Raw genomic sequence first — 17,422 nt, 5'->3', positions numbered from 1 at the left:
TTTAGCCGGAGGTTTTCGATGTTTAAGAAAATACTGATTGCAAACCGAGGTGAGATCGCGATCAGGGTAATGAGGGCCTGCAAAGAGCTTGATGTGTCCACGGTTGCGGTGTATTCCGAAGCCGACAGCAATGCCCTTTTTGCCAAATATGCGGACGAGGCGTACTGTATAGGTCCACCTCCTTCTTCCAAAAGTTATCTGAATATAGATGCAATTATCGATGTGGCCAAAAAAGCCGGTGCAGAAGCAATTCATCCGGGATATGGTTTCCTTTCGGAGAATGCGAAATTTGCCAGTGCCTGTGAAAAAGCAGGCATTAAGTTTATAGGTCCCTCGAGTGAAGTTATAGAAAAGATGGGTAGTAAGATTACTGCCCGTTCGGCAATGATAGAGGCCGGTGTACCGGTGGTTCCAGGCGATGGTAGGGCTGTTGAGGATGATGCCACGGCAATTGAAATAGGTGAATCCATCGGGTATCCTTTGATGGTAAAAGCTTCTGCCGGTGGTGGTGGTATAGGCATGAAAGTTGTTTATACTCCAGAAGAGCTGACCCGGGCACTTTCCTCCATACGTAATGTTGCAGCTTCTACATTTGGTGATTCAACCGTCTTCATTGAAAAATATCTTGAAGAACCACGCCACATAGAGATACAGATATTGGCTGACTCTCATGGCAATTGTCTCTATCTCGGTGACCGTGAATGTTCCATTCAGAGAAGACACCAGAAACTGATTGAAGAGGCTCCCTCTCCTATAATGACTCCTGAACTTCTCAAGGATATGGGTGAGGCTGCTGTCAAAGCCGCCAAAACAATTGGATATGTAAATGCCGGTACTGTTGAATTCCTGTATTCAAAGGGTGATTATTATTTCCTTGAAGTAAACACACGGTTGCAGGTAGAACATGGAGTTACGGAACTTGTTACTGGCATCGATATCGTGAAGCAGCAATTGCGTGTTGCCTGTGATAAAAAATTACCCTTTACACAGGATGATATTGAGATCAGAGGCTCGGCTATTGAATGCCGTATCAATGCCGAAGATCCTTTGAATGATTTCGCCCCATCACCCGGTAAGATACGCAGGTATCGTTCGGCAGGTGGCCCTGGTGTGAGGGTGGACAGTGGTGTCCATATGGGTTATGTAATTCCTCCCTTTTATGATTCAATGATCTCCAAACTCTGTGTATGGGGAAGTGATCGTGAGGAAGCCATTGCGCGTATGAAAAGAGCCCTCTATGAGTATGTGGTTGTAGGAGTTAAAACCAACATTCCCTTCCACAGAACGGTTTTGTCCATTGATGCATTTGTAAAAGGGGATCTAACAACACACTTTATTGATGACCACAATGTGCTTTCAGCTTTAGAGAAGGTTGCTGTATCTGATAGTGAGAGATGTGCAACCCTTTCTTCTGCTCTTGAGGACCGCAATAAGAAGATTGCTGCGATCAGTACTGCAGTTGGTTCGTATATTAATGCTGCAAAAAGGCATGATATGAAAGGCTCAGATGAGTAACGACAGATAACTTTTTTTATCTGTCGTTCTTTCTTTATTACGGGGAGTTTTGTGGAGAATAAAAAGATTGAATTGATACGTCTTCTTTCTCAGACAGAGGGCAAGCCTATTTCCGGGGAACAGATTGGCAGGAAACTGGAAATTTCCAGGACAATGGTCTGGAAATACATTCAGTCGCTTCAAAGCCAGGGTTATTCAATCATCTCATCCCCTGGTAAAGGCTATATTTTAAACTCGGTTCCCGATTCTCTTTTGCCAGAACTTGTGCAAGCAGGTCTTACAACAGATATTTTAGGTACGGACATCCGGCATTTTATGGAACTTGAGTCCACAAACGATTATGCAAAAACAATTGCAAGAGATGCACACGAAGGTACCGTTGTGGTTGCAGAAGCCCAGAAAAAGGGACGTGGGAGAAAAGGGTTTGATTGGGTATCTCCTCAAGGGGGGGTATGGATATCTATAATTCTTAAACCATCCATAGTTCCTGCTAATGCTTCAAGACTGACTCTTGTGGGCGGACTTGCTGTAGTTGATTCTCTGAAATCAATTGGCCTTAATCCGTCTCTGAAATGGCCAAACGATGTGCTTGTCAACGGCAAAAAAATCTGTGGAATTCTTACCGAAATGGAAGCTGAAATAGATCGGGTTGAATATATTGTCCTGGGACTGGGAATTAACTTAAATTTTAATACTGATACGTTGCCGGAGGAAATCCGGGATGGCTCCACAACCATAAGTGATGAGCTTGGTACCTATGTGGATAGGCTTGATTTTGTCCGCTCTTTACTTTATAATCTGGAACAGTATTATATACATTTCAAGACACAACCCTTTGAGGAATTAATGGAAAGATGGATAGATTCTTCAGATACTATTGGTAGAAACGTACGCATTGTCACTCCTTCTAAAATGGTTGATGGCAGGGCAATTGGGATAACCCTCTCCGGGGGTTTGCTTTTGCAGAAACATGATGGTTCAACCGAAGAAATTATGTCTGGCCGCTGCATCTACATCTGACAGGGATTGTGATGAAGGACATTTCATATTCTAAAATTTTTTATTATATTATACTATGTAGTATTCTTTTATGTGGTGTGGGAACTGCCGGGGATTCGGAAGTAATCCTCAATGGGACTTCCGTGTATGTCAAAGCTGGGGATACTTTCGATTTTGAGCAGGATTATTCTCTGCATGTCAAGTATGTCAATCCTGAAAGTGAAAGGGTATGGGTGTCCCTTTCACTGAATGGTGAAAGTGTGGCGGATTCCATTCTGGGTAGGGATGAGGTATTTACCTACTCCAGTAATTCATCACCGATATTCAATATTACAATGGATAGGATATATTATGGTTCCAGTGGTGAGCTGGTAACCTTTGAGCCGGTTTATCAATATGTAGACCAAAGGTATCCTTATAATCCGGATGATGAAACGCTGCAGAATAAAGTGCCAAATACATCTGAAAATGAATCTCAAAGACAGGGAGTGCCTTTTTTAAACCCGACACTCCTGGTTATATTTGCACTTCTGTTACCCTATGTTTATGAACACAGGTAATTTTAGAGTTTGATATCTCCTTTATCCATAAGGACTCTCAGTTCCTCAAGACTGAGTTTGCCGGTCTTTTCAAACTTTTCTTTTGCGGCGACATGCTGATTACTCTTTTTTTGTTCTTCCTTATGAGTTTGTATATCATTCAATTTATCAAGATAGATGCTCAGTTCATCCCTCAAATTAGATATTTTTGTTTTGAGAGGATCTATCTTTTCACGAGTAGGAGCAATTACCTGGTAGGTTTCTTTAATCTGTGAATGGAATTTATCCGCTTCCTTGCGGATCTCATCGACCTGCTTATATAGCTCTATCATATTCAAATGATGTTGCTGGGATTTTTCTGCAAGTTGCTTTATTTCCTTTGAAACATCTCTTTCCTCGTCACCAATGTCCCTGGTATTTTCATAAATATTGATGACCTGGTTGTGGAAATGATTGGCAGCTTTTGCTGCTTCAAGGCGCTTTTCCAGTTCGTTGAGTTTTTCAAAAAGATCCTGCTCGTGCTTCAAGGGGATGTCAGCGTTAAGGAATTTATCAAGGTCTTCGGCATAGGCTTTAGAAAGGGTTTCCAAACTCCCCTTTGATTGTTCGTTATATTGATCACGCTTTTTCTTGAGATCATTTATGTCTTTTACGACCTTGTTTCTTTCACCAGCAACTTCATTCCTTCGGGATTTCAAATCAGCTATCTTCTTGTTGATTTCATCACGTTGCGTTTTTTCTTCCCGTGCCTCTTTTGCAAGTTCCCTGACTTTTGCATTGAGCTCATTCCTTTTCTCTTTGAGTTCATCAATATTAGTTTTGTGAAGTTTGAGTTCTTCGAAAACTCCTTTTAAGCTCTTTTCATGCTGGGATATCTCTTTCCTGTAATTATTTACAGTATCTTTGAGTTCGCGTTCTGTCATTGAAGATACATCTTTCATGCAACATCCCCCGCAATCACTTCTTTTTGGTTTTTCCAGTACTCAAGTGCTTCTTTGTGGCTTTTGATCCTTCTTTCCAGCCAGTTATGCCTGGGTTTTTTTTCACCAAGTTCTTTATGAATTTGGTCCAGGTTTTCTTCGTTTTCCATAGATTTTATCAGGGATGCTATTTCGGAGGAAGCTTTTGATGCTTCTTGTATGCGGGCTTTTATCTGGCTGGTGTATTCGAGTGTGCTCTCGTTTTCAAGTTCGGCTATTTTTCCCAGAACATCTTGAATAGTTTTTTCTTCATTTTCCAGCTGCCTTGTCCTTTTCAACTCCTCTATGTCATCATTTGTGGAGTGCATAATTCGATTATCAAGTTTTTCGGGACAGGCGGTGAACATTTCTCCCAGCAGATTATTTGCCTGATGATACAATTGCTGTTTTTTTTCCTTGAGTACTTCTAAGCGATTTTTCTCTTCTTCTTTTTTCCTTTTAGAGTTGCTTATTGTATCCTCGAGTTTTTTCACTTCATACTCAAGTTTACTGTATTCTGCATTGTACTCATTCAGAAACTTCTGGTGTTTTTCAATCACACCTTTCACCAATCCTTCTTTGCCAGGGAAGGGTGAATTTTCTTCAACTGCACTCTCATTCATCTTAAAAACCTTTCGTAGTCTTATAACCTGTATAATTGCGCATGTGGCACGCCATTAATAGTAATTATTGATTCAGGATCGATCATCCCGCATTCCAGGGCACATTCAATTGTTTTCTTCCCAAACAGATTAGCACTGGTTGCCCTTCCAAGAGCGGATTGCACTTGTTTTTCAGTTACTATGTCCCCCTTATAGAAACTTTCCGTCATTTCGACAACAACATTCCCGTGTTTTAATTTCTGCCCGATTAACTCCTGGTCGCAAGCAGCAACAATCAGTCTGTCTCCGGCCCGATGTTCTTTGAGGTACATATATATTTTCTCATACCAGTCTTATATGTTTTTTATCAGGTGCCAGCAAATCACCTGTTCGTTTCATTTTCTGAATAAGGTCCTCTGCATGTTCCCTATCTATATTTTCAGATGAGGCTTCTTCATAGACTTCATCTAAAGGTGCTTTACCACCGGCATGTTTCTGACTTACATGCTTTATAATATCCTGGAGTATGTGTATTTTGTCACGCTGGCTTTTACTCGTCCCTGATGCTATGACATCCACATCAAGAGCTCCGGTGTCAGGATCAACACCAACTTGTTTCATACACGCAAGAGAAATTTTAGTGGTACGTTTTGCATCTTCAAGAGTCACAGTGTTGCTAAGCCTTATCCGAGCACTGGATTCAGCAAGCCTGACCAGTGCTTCCAGCTGCCTTGCAGTGACAGGTACCGGTGAATCTTTGTTTTCTCCCATCTTACGTAGATCTAGATAGAAATTGACCAGGTGTTGTCTGGCTTCTTCTTCCATAATGGGGTAGACCATCCTGCGTGCATAGGCGACGTATTTGCGTAATAATTCCGTCTCGATTTCAGGTAGGATTACTTTCTGGTGAGAGGCAACTTTTTCCTGTGTTATTGTGGAGGTGGATAATTTGTCCCATTGTTCATAAAGTTCTCCCGCATAATGGGATTTCAGAATATGGTTTGCGATATTAGCATCCATTTTTGAATCAGGTACATCAAGCAGGATGAAAATCAGATCAAATCTGGATATGAGGGCGGGGGGCATATTGATCTGTTCTGCAAGTCCTTCGTATCTGTCAAACCTTCCGTATTTAGGGTTTGCCGCTCCCAGAAGGGCACAACGGGATTTAAGTGTTGCCAGAATTCCAGCTTTTGCTACAGAGATCGTCTGTTGTTCCATTGCCTCGTGGAGTGCACTTTTGTCCTCCCTGCTCATCTTGTCCATTTCGTCCACTGCCGCAACTCCCATGTCTGCCATGACCAGGGCACCGGCTTCCAGTGTCCAGCGCCCGTCTCCCAGATCATCCTTTACCGCTGCTGCGGTCAGCCCACTTGATGAGGCACTCTTCCCTGAAGCAAACACGCCTCTTGGGGATAATTTCACCATGTATCTGAGTAACTGGCTTTTCGCAATACCGGGATCTCCTACAAGCAACAGGTGGATATCTCCTCTGACACGTCCTCCGTCAGGCAGGGATTTTGGGACTCCTGAGAATAATTGCAAAGTTAGTGCTTCTTTGATATTCTCATAACCATAAATTGAAGGGGCTATTGATTTTATAATTTTATTATATATCTGTGGATCATTGCTAAGTTCTATTATTTCGTCTTCTTCTTCCGGAGATATGTCCAGCTCATCAAATTCCTGATCCAGATATTCTATGGAATTGCAGTGTAAGACAAGATCGTAGAATGTGGATTTACCTTCGCGTGTGGTTCGTTGGTGGGATCTGAGGATGCCGTTTACTACTACACGGTCACCTGGTTTCACAATGCCGGCCAGCTCATCTTCGGCATCGACATCAATACTCTGGGGCTGACTTCCTCCCTTGAGACTTTCGGGAGATTCCTGTACCTGGAGCTTCTGGGCATCGATGAAATTGGATTTATCAATGAGAAGTTTGAATGGCCCTCTTTTGCCGCAACTCTCTTCTTCACATTCGCCGGGTTCCACGAATTTTGGCCCGCTCTGGGGTACATAATTTACTGTTTCACAACGCATACAGTAAAATGCCGCATTGGTAATCTTTGGACGTACTTCGGTTGCCTTACGGATCATTCCTTCAACTGCAATGAACTTGAGAAGATGATTGCTCCTGAGGTCACGTATCGTGACCTTGTTTGGAATACTGGTAAACTGGATGTGTGCATCATGCAGTTGTTTTTCAACAGGGAGCTCAATTTGTTTAAGAGCTTCTTCAGCCGAGGGGATAACCTCATCCGGCGTTTGTAATAATTCTTCGGAAAGTTCCCTGTCGAATTGTTCCAGATCTGTAAAATTTACTTCTATACTACGTAATTCCGGGTATTCGTTGGCAAGTTTAAGTATATCATGCCAGCAATATCGTTTAAGAAAATCCCGGAATTTATTTTCCCATTTTTCTTCCGTCATTAATATCAGTGCATACCAGATTTGACTTCGGATTATAAAAACTTACAAGCTTTATCTATCTTTCGTGTGTATCATTTCTTTTGTCGTTGTATATCCCTGAGTACACCTCTTAGTGTCTGTACTTCCCGGGGTGTCAGTTCTGCACGTCCAAATATCCTTTTCAGCATAATTGACGTTTTTTCCATCTTATGTGTTGGGTGTTTTATATCTGCAAGCACCTGTTCAAAATGATCATATAACAATTGAAGATCAAAACCATCAGCAATCGGTCTCTCGCCGATTTCCATATTGCTCATCTCATACATTGTAACTGTTGCTGCATGAGAGATGTTCATTATGGGATATTTTTCTGATGTCGGAATCGTCATTATCATATCGCATCTTTTGAGTTCTTCCCGGGTAAATCCATTATCCTCTCTTCCGAAAAGGAAGGCAATCTTTCCCTTACTTTCCCTGAATTTATTTCTGATCTCCGAGGGGGTGTATGCCGGCATGCGTATGTGCTGGTCGGTTTTTATACCTGCAATTCCCGATGTGGCAATTACTATATCTGTACCTTCAATAGCCTCTTCTAATGTGGCTACTTTTTGGGAACTTTCCAGTAAATCACGTGCATGGCATGACATTGCTCTTGCCTGTCCTTCGAGCTTACAGGGATTTACAAGAACCAGATCATCAAATCCGAAGTTTTCCATTGAACGTGTAACCGAACCTACATTTCCCTGGTATAGAGGTTCTACAAGTACGATTCTAATCTGCGGTGACATGTCTTGCTTTTTGAATACGCTCTTTACTATAATATCTTGCGAATGGTTGTTTGTTTGTAGTTGGGTTTGATGCAATATTTCGTGCCAAAAAATGTTATATAATATACGAACAATCTACTTTCTACTGCTTTAACAGCATTAATGGAGTGATTTCATGAGTCTTGAAAAAATATTGAAAGATACTTTCAAAGGGGAAACGACAGAAGTTGGATGGTACTTTGCCATGTCAAAATTGGCAGAGAGGGAAGGCTATCCTGAAGTTGCAGTTTACTTGCGCCAGATTGCAATGGATGAGGCCTGGCATGCCGCAGAGACTGCGGAGATTCTTGGATTGATCAAAGATACCACAATTGAGAACATCAAGATGATGCTTGAAGGCGAAACCATGGCAGAAGGCGAAAAGGGTGATGCTGCTAAAATTGCCAGGGATGAAGGTAATGTACAGGCAGCTCTTTTCTTTGAGAAAGCTTCCTTGGATGAGGCAAGGCATAAAGAAGGTCTCAAAGGTCTGCTGAAAAGACTGGAAAAAGAGTGCTAATGGGGGGATTATTAATGTCAAAAGATATTCTTGAAAAGGGTGCCATTCTCCAGAGGGATCGTGAAACATTCGCTATTGCCCCCCAAACACCGGGAGGCCTTGTGTCAGCTGATATGTTGCGTAAGATTGCGGACACTGCAGATAAATATGATGCAGCTGCCATTAAACTGACATCGGCTCAACGTGTCTGTATTGTAGGTCTCAAGGAAGACGATATAGACAATGCCTGGGATGACCTGGGTATGAAACCAGCTGCTGCAATCGGTCCATGTGTGAGAAGTATTAAGATATGTCCGGGTACCACTTTCTGTAAACGTGGTCAGCAGGATGCTGTAACCCTCGGTCTTGAACTGGATGAGAAATATCACGGAATGCAACTTCCTTCCAAATTCAAAATAGCGGTTTCAGGCTGCATGAATTCATGTTCCGAACCTGCTGTCAGGGATATAGGTATCATGGGTACCCCCAAAGGCTATACCTTGATGGTCGGGGGTAATGCAGGTATTCGTCCGAGACTTGGTGATGTGATAGCTGATGAACTGAATGATGATGAAGTCAAAGAACTCGTTGATAAAATTGTCAGCTTTTACAAGACCCACACAAAAAAGCACAGGATTGGCCGCATGATCGACGATATGGGTATTGAAAATTTCAAAAGGGAAATAGGCATGTAAGCTAAAGGATTCTATTCTTTCTTTTCCTTTCCTTTTTCTATTTCTCCTCTCCTGTTTTGTTTTTTGCATAATGAAAATATTTAAATACAATTGTTACCACCAATAAACCATCTTATATTACTACTGCTAATAATTTTTGTAAAATATCTTTTAAAATGGTATCAGGAGATAGAATTTATGGCTATGGAATATTATTCTGGCATATCCGATGCTATGAGGATCACATTCGTGCAGGTCATGATATTGGCCACGATAGCAATTGTGATATTCCTCTATGGAATGTATATAAATCTGAAAAAATGGGGATTAGGTGCTGAAGGTTACGGGCAAAAGCCTTCCAAAGGCAGCATCTTTACTTTCCCGAAAACACTGGCCTATCAGATGAGTGAGGATGGGCATGGTCATGGGCAGAATATCATTGTGACTCTTGTGCTTGATATTATATTGCAGCGTCGTATAATGCGCCGCAGTCCCCTCCGATGGTTCATGCACATAACTATTTTTGTAGGTTGGATGACCCTCTTCCTATTATCCCTTCTCATGTTCCTTGTGGAATTACTCCATATGGCACACCTGGGTATTGGGCCCGAACCTGCAGTATTCAGAGAATTCCTTGGTCCAATTAATGACCTGTTCAGCTATATACTGCTTACAGGTATAATAATTGCAATCGCAAGAAGGCTCTTTATTCCAAGAATGCGTGAAGCTACCATTGCATATGACTCCATACTGCTTGGTGGACTGACCCTCATTACTGTTACAGGGTTTATTGCTGATGGTATCAGGAACGGCACTTTCTGGGGCTTTGGTATCGAGTATCCCTATGCTCCACCAGCTGCACTGTTCCACGTGATAATTTCCCTGCTCTTCTGTATTGCTTACATCCCGTACAGCAAATACATCCACATGATTGCAACACCTCTTACTATTTTGGCCAACAAGGGAGGCGAATAAAATGGTACGTGATAATCCGTCTATTACAACGGAAAACCTTACAGCTGTCCAGCTTATGGAAATCGATTCCTGCACACGTTGTGGTGAATGTGTACAGTGGTGCCCGACCTATGATGCATCAGGTAAAAAACCCGGTCTTGCGCCCAGGGACAAGATTCTGCGCTGGCAGGAATATATGAAGAAATCCTATGGTCTGCGTGCCAGGCTCTTTGGACCCAAACAGGTTCCAGAGGAAGAAATTGAACAATTCAAGGAAGATGTCTACGGATGTACCACCTGTGCAATGTGTGCTACAGTTTGTGAATCCGGCATCAATACCGTTGAACTCTGGGAAGCAATGCGTGCCAATCTCGTAAAACGTGGCAATGGTCCTGTTGGGAAACAGCCCATGTTTGTCAAGCTTATAGGAGAATATGGCAACCCATATATGGCAGATCCAAAGGAACGTCTCAGCTGGGTCCCAGATGATGTGAAAATAGAAGATAAAGCAGATATTCTTTATTTCGGTGGTTGTACCGCTGAACTGAGGCAGAAAAAACTTGCTTTTGCAACCGCACGTGTACTGAACCATCTGGATATTCCATTCACCATGCTCGGTGAGGATGAACAGTGCTGTAATTCCGCTCTTGTAAGAACCGGTCAGTACGAAATCGAAGATATTTCCAGAAAGTCTGCCCGTAAAAATGTTGATGCTATAAAGGCAAAGGGTGCCACCAAGGTACTTTTCGCTTGCGCGGGTTGCTACAGGACTGCCCTTGTGGACTGGCCAAGGTTGCTTGATGAAGAACTTCCATTCGAGGTCATCCACATAACCGAGTTCCTTGACAAACTCATCGATGAAGGTAAGATCAACTGGAAACAGCCCTTTGATAACAAAACTGTTACTTACCATGATCCATGTCACCTCGGACGTCACGTAGGGGTCTTCGAACCACCACGTAAGGTATTGCGCAGTATCCCCGGCCTGAACTTTGTTGAAATGGATCGTATAAAGGACAACCAGCGCTGCTGTGGAGCAGGTGGTGGTGTCAAAGCAGGTATTCCGGATCTTGCACTTGGTGTTGCCGAGACAAGGGTTGAAGATGCTCTTGCCAAAACCCCGGATATTCTCTCCAGTGCCTGTCCATTCTGTAAGAGAAATCTTTGTGATGGAAGAGACTCTGTCAAAGCAGAAGATCTGGAAGTCGAAGATGTCATTGTTTTGACCGCTGAGGCTCTTGGTATCGATCTTTCTGATTGTGAAGATCAGGCAAGATAATCAATTCAAGGGGGTTATACCCCTTTTATTTTCTCTTTTTAGAAACCTACATAAATTATCAGTTACGTCTTGTTGCTGCTATGCAAATTCCCTACGAGTTTTTAGGCAGGATATTCATATACCTGATGATTCTGGCTTTGGCAGGGATATTGTTGGCACTTATAGTAGGTGCTTACAGTTTCAGGAAAAGACACATTATTTTCCCAAATTTTGTCCTTTTCATCCTCTATATGTTCTATACTCCGGCCAAATGGATATGCAGGGTGTTCCATATCAGGGATACCCTGGTTGATGAGATTCTTATCGAAGTGCGTAATGCTGTAATGCTGGAGGAATTTAGTGACAGTTGCGGTTTACGTGTTGTATTCCTGCCACAATGTCTAAGGCATGCCCGGTGTCCTGCACGTTGTGATCCGATCCATGGTTATGAGTGTCGGCGATGCGGCCTTTGTTCCATTGGTTATATCAGTGAGGAAGCTGAAAAACGTGGCTTCCGAGCTTTTGTAATTCCCGGAGGAAGTTTCATAAAGAAAATCATAAAAAACTATCATCCTACTTCATGTATCGGAGTGGCCTGTTATACTGAACTTGCAGAGGCTATGGAGGAAGTTTCATTTATGCCTGTACAGGGAATCTGCCTCTTAAAAGATGGTTGTTTTGAAACAGAAGTGGACGTTGAGGCTATAATTGAGAAAATGGAGGCATGTAATGTACGATCTGATAGGTAAATTGCTGATAGGATTCGTGGCAATATCTGTCTTATTGAGTAGCCTTGCTCTTTTTGTCAGCCGCATCAGCCTTAATCGGCATGTACGTCTTGCAGGTATGTTTGCATGGATACTTGATTTATTCTACTTACCTATTAAATATTTTTTTTGCAAGTTGTCCGATCCCCGTATTCTGGACAGCTGGATGGTTTCCCTGAAGAACATTGCTCATTACCATGCTTTCGGAAGAACTCGTAACAGGATAATGCTTTTGCCACATTGCATGCGTTTTCTGGATTGCCCTGCTTACTCCTCACGGTATGGTATACAATGCAAGGAATGTGGCAGGTGTATAGTTGGGCAGCTAAAAAGGGATGCACAAAAGTATGGTTATCGTTTCTATATTATAACCGGTTCCTCATTTGTGAAGCATGTATTGAAAGAAAAGCCTGCAGATGGAATTCTGGTTGTTGGTTGTAATTATGAGATTAACAAGGGTATGCGTTTTCTACGAGGTAAAGGTGTCATTGCTTATGGTGTACCTCTTGAAAGTGATGGTTGTTATAATACCTCTATAAGTTACGAAAAAATTGCAGGTATTCTTGAAGAATTCGGCCCGGCTGATAATAGTTTGTGAGTGAGGGGAGTAAGCTCCCTTCTGTTGATGCAAAGATGCATTGGCAGTATTCGGCTAAGCGTCACACCAAAACGGGGGTTGTCCGAACAACAACTTCGATCCCATTTCGACTTGCACCCGCGAGGATTCGCCGTTCCATCCGTACCCTGCGCGACCTCAATTATTCATATCATTGCTTTGACGCAGGTCGGTATCGTTTCTGTGCCATCATGCGGTAAAACCGCAAGAGCCGGTTTCCCGGCTGCCCGGGCTCTCGCCCGATACCCTTTACAGGTATTCGCGTGTCCGGAAGGTGGGGAGACTTTCCTCAGACCAGAAGGCCCGGAAACTGCCCTCCCTCTCTCACAAAGCCCCTAATTAATCGGATATATAGAAATACTTAACGCAATGGTTTTTATTTATTTTCTTATTCAGGATTAAAATTCAGGGAAATTGAGTCTATACAAAAGTGCTCTCCGGTAGGGGGAGGTCCATCATCAAAAACATGGCCCAGATGCCCTCCACAACGGCTGCATATTACTTCGATGCGTTTCATTCCCAGGGAACAGTCCGGTACTCTTTCAATGTTGTCTTCAGATATTGCTTCCCAGAAGCTTGGCCAGCCGGTGCCTGCATCGTACTTTGTGGAGGAAGAAAATAAATTCTGGCCACATCCGGCACAGGAGTATATACCATTTTCGTAAAAATCATTGTATTTGCCGCTGAAAGGTGCTTCTGTTCCTTTTTTCCTGAGGATACGAAACTGTTGTGCAGACAATCGTTTTTTCCATTCCTCTTCTGAAATTTGTTTCCAGTTTTCAGACATATTAATCCTCAATAAAGATATTGCAAACGGTCGGATGGAGAATGTTTGGTAGGATGGATAAGACCGTTCGCAACTATACTAACATTGTATTTGGGTTATATAATCGTTTGCCTGGTGCACTACAAGCCTCAGGGTACGACCAAGACCTGTGTTTTTGAATGTCTTACCACATTTTCTGCCACACTGCCAAGCAAAAGATGACTGATACCGGTTCTACCAAGTGTTCCCATCACGATGAGATCTATCCCATTTTCCGTGGCAAATTTGACAATGCCATCTGCAGGATTGCCCTCAATTATTAGGGGTTCCACCTCGACATCTGCTTTCTTCCCGGTTTCAACAACGTATTCAGTTGCACTTTTTCCTTCATCCTTAAGGTGATTGCGCAATGAATCGGCCCACCTTTCTCCGCGGGTTGCGATAGATACACTTACAGGTGGTAAAACGTAGACTGCCTTGACCTTTGCACCGGTTGCTTCTGCAAGTTCAATACCCCAGCTAACTGCATTCTTTACATTCTCAGACCCATCGGTGGCGATCATTATCTTTTCAATTTTCGTACTCATCAATATACCCCCCTTATATATTGTGATTACAATGCTATATTTCTTTTGGTTGTATTTGGCAATATATCACAATCTTAATTTATGGCTAATATCATTTATACCACGATGGGCGAAACGATTCTTATTGCAGAGGATATTTTCCGGGATTACGGTTGCCTACATGCTTTGAATGGAATTAACCTGCGTGTGGAAGAAGGTGAATTTATTGCAATTATCGGTCCCAATGGAGCAGGCAAATCTACCCTTTTGAAAATTTTTGCCTATCTGATTTCTCCTACCGAAGGTACATTGCAAATCTTTGGAACAAAAGATCATGACAGAGAAGATGTAAGGGACAGAATAGGAATGCTTTCCCACGAAACTTTCCTGTATGACAACCTGACAGCTCGTGAAAATCTTTTATTTTTTGGGAAACTGTATGGCATGGAACCTGCTGTTCTTGAGCAGAGATGTGATCATCTTATCAGAAAAATAGGTCTGTGGAAAAGGGCTGAAGATCCTGTTAAAAACTTCTCACGAGGAATGAAACAACGTTTGTCCTTTGCAAGGGCGATTATCCATGATCCTTCCCTTTTATTACTTGATGAACCTTATACTGGCCTTGATATGAATGCATCATCACTTATGGAAAACCTCCTTATGGAAAAACCGGGTATGACGAAGATAATGGTAACTCATGACCTGGACAAGGCATTTCGTCTGTGCAGTCGCCTGTTAATTATGGAGGCCGGGAATATTGTTCATGATGTGGTGACCAACGACCCAAATGCACGTAAATTTGCCGAAGCCGTCTGTTTTTCTGCTGGAGGGCAATTTAAATGCTAAAGGGTCTGAATATAGCCTTTAAGGATTTGAAAATTGAAAGCAGGGCCAGGGAGATATTTATTTCTATGGTTGTTTTTTCGTTATTGATCCTTATTATCTTTAGTATTGCTTTTTCTGACCTGTTATCTTCTGCCAGCAAGACTGCAACGGTGGCTTCAGGTGTGCTCTGGATATGTTTCATATTTGCAGGGACGCTGGGCTTAAACCGCACCTTTGCTACAGAGGTCCAGAACGGTTGTATGGACGGGTTGAAAATGTGTCCCATACCACGCAATTCAATTTACCTCTCCAAGGTCATCTTTGTGTTCTTGCTGATGTTGCTGGTAGAAATAATTACTATCCCAATGTTTTCTGTCCTCTTTAATTACCAGTTTACCGCGATTATCTGGGTTGGTATTGTCATATTATTGGGATCTTTTGGCTTTGTTGTGGTGGGATGCCTGATATCTGCTCTTGTTATAAAAGCCCGTGCCGGGGAAATGCTGCTTCCCGTCCTGCTTTTACCTCTGTCCCTGCCGGTCATCATCCCGGCGGTATCGGCTACATCGGGTCTGTTGAGGGGTGAGGATATATTTTCTTTAATGTCATCTATCCGACTGCTGGTGGTCTATGACTTTGTCTTCTTTGCAGTTTCAATGCTGGTTTTTGAGTATGTCGTAGAGGATTAATATACAGTGAGTTCCATAGTCATGCAGACATCTGAAATAACCCTTACAAACCGGTGATGCTAGTTGCAGTGGGAAAAATATTCCAAACCATTTTACCTGTTCACAGCCCTGATGCTTGTTGTAGCATTTGGGGCCATTTTTTTCTATCTGCCGGTCATGAAAGATTCGGCGGGTAATGCACTGGATTCCAGTTTCAATATATTCTATTTCCACATGCCGATTGCAATTGTTGCCTATCTGGCCTTTTTTGTAGTCTTTATTTCGAGTATCCTTTACCTGCGTGAAAATGATCAGAAATGGGATGAGGTGTCTCTTTCTGCTGCAGAAGTAGGTGTCATATTCGCATTCCTTGTGCTTGCCACCGGTTCCATCTGGGCAAAAGCTATATGGGGCTGGTACTGGGTGTGGGAGCCTCGGTTAACTACCTCTCTTGTGCTATTTCTTGTATATGTGGGCTATCTCATGCTCAGGACAGCTCTGGATGATCCTCTTAAAAGAGCCCGGTTATCTGCTGTTTTCGGTATTTTGGCCTTTGTATCAGTCCCCTTGAGTTTTCTTTCCATTCGTATCTGGAGAAGTGCCCATCCACTAATGTTTGGAGGTTCTCTTTATGGTCAGGGTGGAGGCGGTCTTGAAGGCACTTCCCTGCTTCTTGTGTTGATTCTCAATATGCTGGCATTTTTGATGTTATTTGTAAGCCTCACTTCTTTTAAATTCAAAAATGAAAAGTTTGAAAGAGAACTGGATATGTATAAAGGTCGTTGAGTAAAGCATATATGCCTCTGCGGGCATGAATATTGAAATATGCTATTCGATCCGATTAATATTGAAGGTTTATCCATCCCGAACAGATTTGTACGCTCAGCAACACATGAATGGCTGGCAGAGGAAGACGGCACACCCACAGTAGCCATAGGGGATATCTATGAAGAGCTGGCCAAAAACGAAGTTGGGCTTATTGTAACGGGATATTCTTATGTAAATCCTGCCGGAAAAAGCGATGGACTGCAGCAGGGTATCTATGATGACCGCTTCATAGGACCTTACAGGAAGATTGCTGAGAGGGTTCATTCGTATGGTAGTAAAATCGTTCTCCAGATTGTACATGGAGGCCGCCAATCAATGGCACAGCACGGTTATCCTCTGCTTGCTCCTTCAGCGGTTGAAGACAGTTCCACAGGTAAACTTCCAAGGGCAATGACAGAAGAAGAAATCCTGGAAACCATTGATGATTTTGTTAATGCTACACGCAGGGCAATGGAGGCAGGTTTTGATGGAGTACAACTGCACTGTGCCCATGGCTTTTTGCTGAGCAGTTTTATTTCACCCTATACAAACAGGCGGGAGGATAAATGGGGAGGTTCTGTGGAAAACCGTACACTTATTATCACCGAGATAATGCGCCGTATCCGGGAGGATGTCTCCCCCGATTTTCCTGTGATGGTCAAACTGAATGCAACCGATGGTTTCGATATATATTCTGGCCATATCAGCCTGGATGCACCTGAATGCGTGGAAATTGCTGCCCTTCTTGAAAAAGCGGGGGTATGCGCCATAGAGGTAAGTGGTGGAATTGTTGAGGCTGGTTCTGTGATGTCCCAGCCCGGAGTTGATACAGAGGAAAAGGAAGCTTACTTCAGACGTTATGCCAAGATGATAAAAGATACTGTAAGTATACCTGTTATGCTTGTCGGGGGTATCCGCACAAGAGCCGTTATGGATGAAGTCCTCAGGGTTTATGCGGATATGGTCTCCATGAGCCGCCCTTTCATCTGCGAACCAGACCTTGTGAAAAAACTGGAACGAGGGGCAGAAGGGGCACGCTGTGTTTCATGTAACCGCTGCTTTGATAAGGGTGGTATCAGGTGCAATTATGATTTTGACCTCTAAGGCCAGGATCATTTTTAAAAAGTAAGCAAGAAATATCTGCGGGCATAAACATTATTAATTCCTGTGTGGGTCAACTTACCCTATAT

20 protein-coding genes and 1 other RNA gene are annotated in these 17,422 nt (G+C 42.8%); 13 read left to right on the top strand and 8 right to left on the bottom strand.

Features of this window, described 5'->3' with window-relative positions; all coding sequences use genetic code 11:
- Positions 1–18: 18 nt before the first annotated feature.
- From BHR79_RS00260 to BHR79_RS00250, 3 genes are all read left to right on the top strand, one after another.
- On the top strand, positions 19–1,515 hold the full coding sequence (locus tag BHR79_RS00260) for an acetyl-CoA carboxylase biotin carboxylase subunit (RefSeq protein ID WP_072560188.1): 1,497 nt from the start codon (positions 19–21) through the stop codon (positions 1,513–1,515).
- Between the two features lie 51 nt (positions 1,516–1,566).
- A complete protein-coding gene (locus tag BHR79_RS00255; protein ID WP_072560186.1) occupies positions 1,567–2,535 on the top strand; it encodes a biotin--[acetyl-CoA-carboxylase] ligase in 969 nt (322 codons plus the stop codon).
- Between the two features lie 77 nt (positions 2,536–2,612).
- On the top strand, positions 2,613–3,074 hold the full coding sequence (locus BHR79_RS00250) for an S-layer protein domain-containing protein (protein ID WP_169818150.1): 462 nt from the start codon (positions 2,613–2,615) through the stop codon (positions 3,072–3,074).
- Positions 3,075–3,076: 2 nt separating this feature from the next.
- Here the strand turns inward: BHR79_RS00250 and BHR79_RS00245 are convergent, their stop codons facing one another.
- The 5 genes from BHR79_RS00245 to BHR79_RS00225 all read right to left on the bottom strand — a co-directional run bounded on the left by BHR79_RS00245 (position 3,077) and on the right by BHR79_RS00225 (position 7,814).
- On the bottom strand, positions 3,077–3,994 hold the full coding sequence (locus tag BHR79_RS00245) for a coiled-coil protein (protein ID WP_072560183.1): 918 nt from the start codon (positions 3,992–3,994) through the stop codon (positions 3,077–3,079).
- Complete coding sequence (locus tag BHR79_RS00240) at positions 3,991–4,635, bottom strand: hypothetical protein (protein ID WP_072560181.1); 645 nt, start codon at positions 4,633–4,635, stop codon at positions 3,991–3,993. The genes BHR79_RS00245 and BHR79_RS00240 overlap by 4 nt, the downstream gene beginning before the upstream one ends.
- Positions 4,636–4,655: 20 nt before the next feature.
- The gene (locus tag BHR79_RS00235; protein ID WP_072560179.1) at positions 4,656–4,946 is read right to left on the bottom strand and encodes a DUF424 domain-containing protein; all 291 of its coding nucleotides are present in this window, start codon (positions 4,944–4,946) and stop codon (positions 4,656–4,658) included.
- Positions 4,947–4,956: 10 nt separating this feature from the next.
- Entirely contained in the window at positions 4,957–7,047 is a 2,091-nt protein-coding gene (locus BHR79_RS00230; protein WP_072560177.1) for a minichromosome maintenance protein MCM, read from the bottom strand.
- 71 nt (positions 7,048–7,118) lie between these two features.
- On the bottom strand, positions 7,119–7,814 hold the full coding sequence (locus tag BHR79_RS00225) for an RNA methyltransferase (protein WP_072560175.1): 696 nt from the start codon (positions 7,812–7,814) through the stop codon (positions 7,119–7,121).
- 154 nt (positions 7,815–7,968) lie between these two features.
- On the opposite strand from BHR79_RS00225, the gene BHR79_RS00220 reads away from it, so the two are divergent.
- The 6 genes from BHR79_RS00220 to BHR79_RS00195 all read left to right on the top strand — a co-directional run bounded on the left by BHR79_RS00220 (position 7,969) and on the right by BHR79_RS00195 (position 12,582).
- On the top strand, positions 7,969–8,352 hold the full coding sequence (locus tag BHR79_RS00220; RefSeq protein ID WP_072560173.1) for a ferritin-like domain-containing protein: 384 nt from the start codon (positions 7,969–7,971) through the stop codon (positions 8,350–8,352).
- Positions 8,353–8,366: 14 nt separating this feature from the next.
- Positions 8,367–9,026: a nitrite/sulfite reductase domain-containing protein gene (locus BHR79_RS00215; RefSeq protein ID WP_091829062.1), complete on the top strand. Its 660-nt coding sequence runs from the start codon at positions 8,367–8,369 to the stop codon at positions 9,024–9,026.
- A gap of 177 nt (positions 9,027–9,203) precedes the next feature.
- Positions 9,204–9,980: a disulfide reductase gene (locus BHR79_RS00210; protein ID WP_083432969.1), complete on the top strand. Its 777-nt coding sequence runs from the start codon at positions 9,204–9,206 to the stop codon at positions 9,978–9,980.
- Position 9,981: 1 nt separating this feature from the next.
- Positions 9,982–11,238 (top strand): (Fe-S)-binding protein, encoded by a 1,257-nt coding sequence (locus BHR79_RS00205; protein WP_072560169.1) that lies wholly within the window; start codon positions 9,982–9,984, stop codon positions 11,236–11,238.
- Between the two features lie 80 nt (positions 11,239–11,318).
- Complete coding sequence (locus tag BHR79_RS00200; RefSeq protein ID WP_072560167.1) at positions 11,319–11,966, top strand: DUF116 domain-containing protein; 648 nt, start codon at positions 11,319–11,321, stop codon at positions 11,964–11,966.
- Positions 11,947–12,582, top strand: coding sequence for a DUF116 domain-containing protein (locus BHR79_RS00195; RefSeq protein WP_072560165.1), 636 nt, complete (start codon positions 11,947–11,949; stop codon positions 12,580–12,582). Before BHR79_RS00200 ends, BHR79_RS00195 begins: the two co-directional genes overlap by 20 nt.
- Here the strand turns inward: BHR79_RS00195 and rnpB are convergent.
- The 3 genes from rnpB to BHR79_RS00180 form a co-directional block, all read right to left on the bottom strand.
- An RNA gene (gene rnpB / locus BHR79_RS00190) (RNase P RNA component) lies at positions 12,581–12,926 on the bottom strand. The two genes, BHR79_RS00195 and rnpB, sit on opposite strands and share 2 nt — an antisense overlap.
- A 62-nt stretch (positions 12,927–12,988) precedes the next feature.
- Entirely contained in the window at positions 12,989–13,387 is a 399-nt protein-coding gene (msrB, locus tag BHR79_RS00185; protein WP_072560164.1) for a peptide-methionine (R)-S-oxide reductase MsrB, read from the bottom strand.
- A 128-nt stretch (positions 13,388–13,515) separates the two neighbouring features.
- Positions 13,516–13,953 (bottom strand): universal stress protein, encoded by a 438-nt coding sequence (locus tag BHR79_RS00180; protein ID WP_072560162.1) that lies wholly within the window; start codon positions 13,951–13,953, stop codon positions 13,516–13,518.
- Between the two features lie 105 nt (positions 13,954–14,058).
- On the opposite strand from BHR79_RS00180, the gene BHR79_RS00175 reads away from it, so the two are divergent.
- The 4 genes from BHR79_RS00175 (at position 14,059) to BHR79_RS00160 (ending at position 17,336) form a co-directional block, all read left to right on the top strand.
- Positions 14,059–14,778: an ABC transporter ATP-binding protein gene (locus BHR79_RS00175; protein WP_072562233.1), complete on the top strand. Its 720-nt coding sequence runs from the start codon at positions 14,059–14,061 to the stop codon at positions 14,776–14,778.
- Positions 14,772–15,446: a heme exporter protein CcmB gene (locus BHR79_RS00170; RefSeq protein WP_072560160.1), complete on the top strand. Its 675-nt coding sequence runs from the start codon at positions 14,772–14,774 to the stop codon at positions 15,444–15,446. The genes BHR79_RS00175 and BHR79_RS00170 overlap by 7 nt, the downstream gene beginning before the upstream one ends.
- Before the next feature lie 111 nt (positions 15,447–15,557).
- Positions 15,558–16,211 (top strand): cytochrome c biogenesis protein, encoded by a 654-nt coding sequence (locus tag BHR79_RS00165; RefSeq protein WP_072562232.1) that lies wholly within the window; start codon positions 15,558–15,560, stop codon positions 16,209–16,211.
- Positions 16,212–16,250: 39 nt separating this feature from the next.
- A complete protein-coding gene (locus tag BHR79_RS00160) occupies positions 16,251–17,336 on the top strand; it encodes an NADH:flavin oxidoreductase (RefSeq protein WP_072560158.1) in 1,086 nt (361 codons plus the stop codon).
- Positions 17,337–17,422: the final 86 nt, after the last annotated feature.

This window comes from Methanohalophilus halophilus (assembly GCF_001889405.1).
Lineage (GTDB): Archaea > Halobacteriota > Methanosarcinia > Methanosarcinales > Methanosarcinaceae > Methanohalophilus > Methanohalophilus halophilus.
Note: the sequence above shows the minus strand (reverse complement) of the source record. Positions and strands in the feature narration are given on the sequence as shown.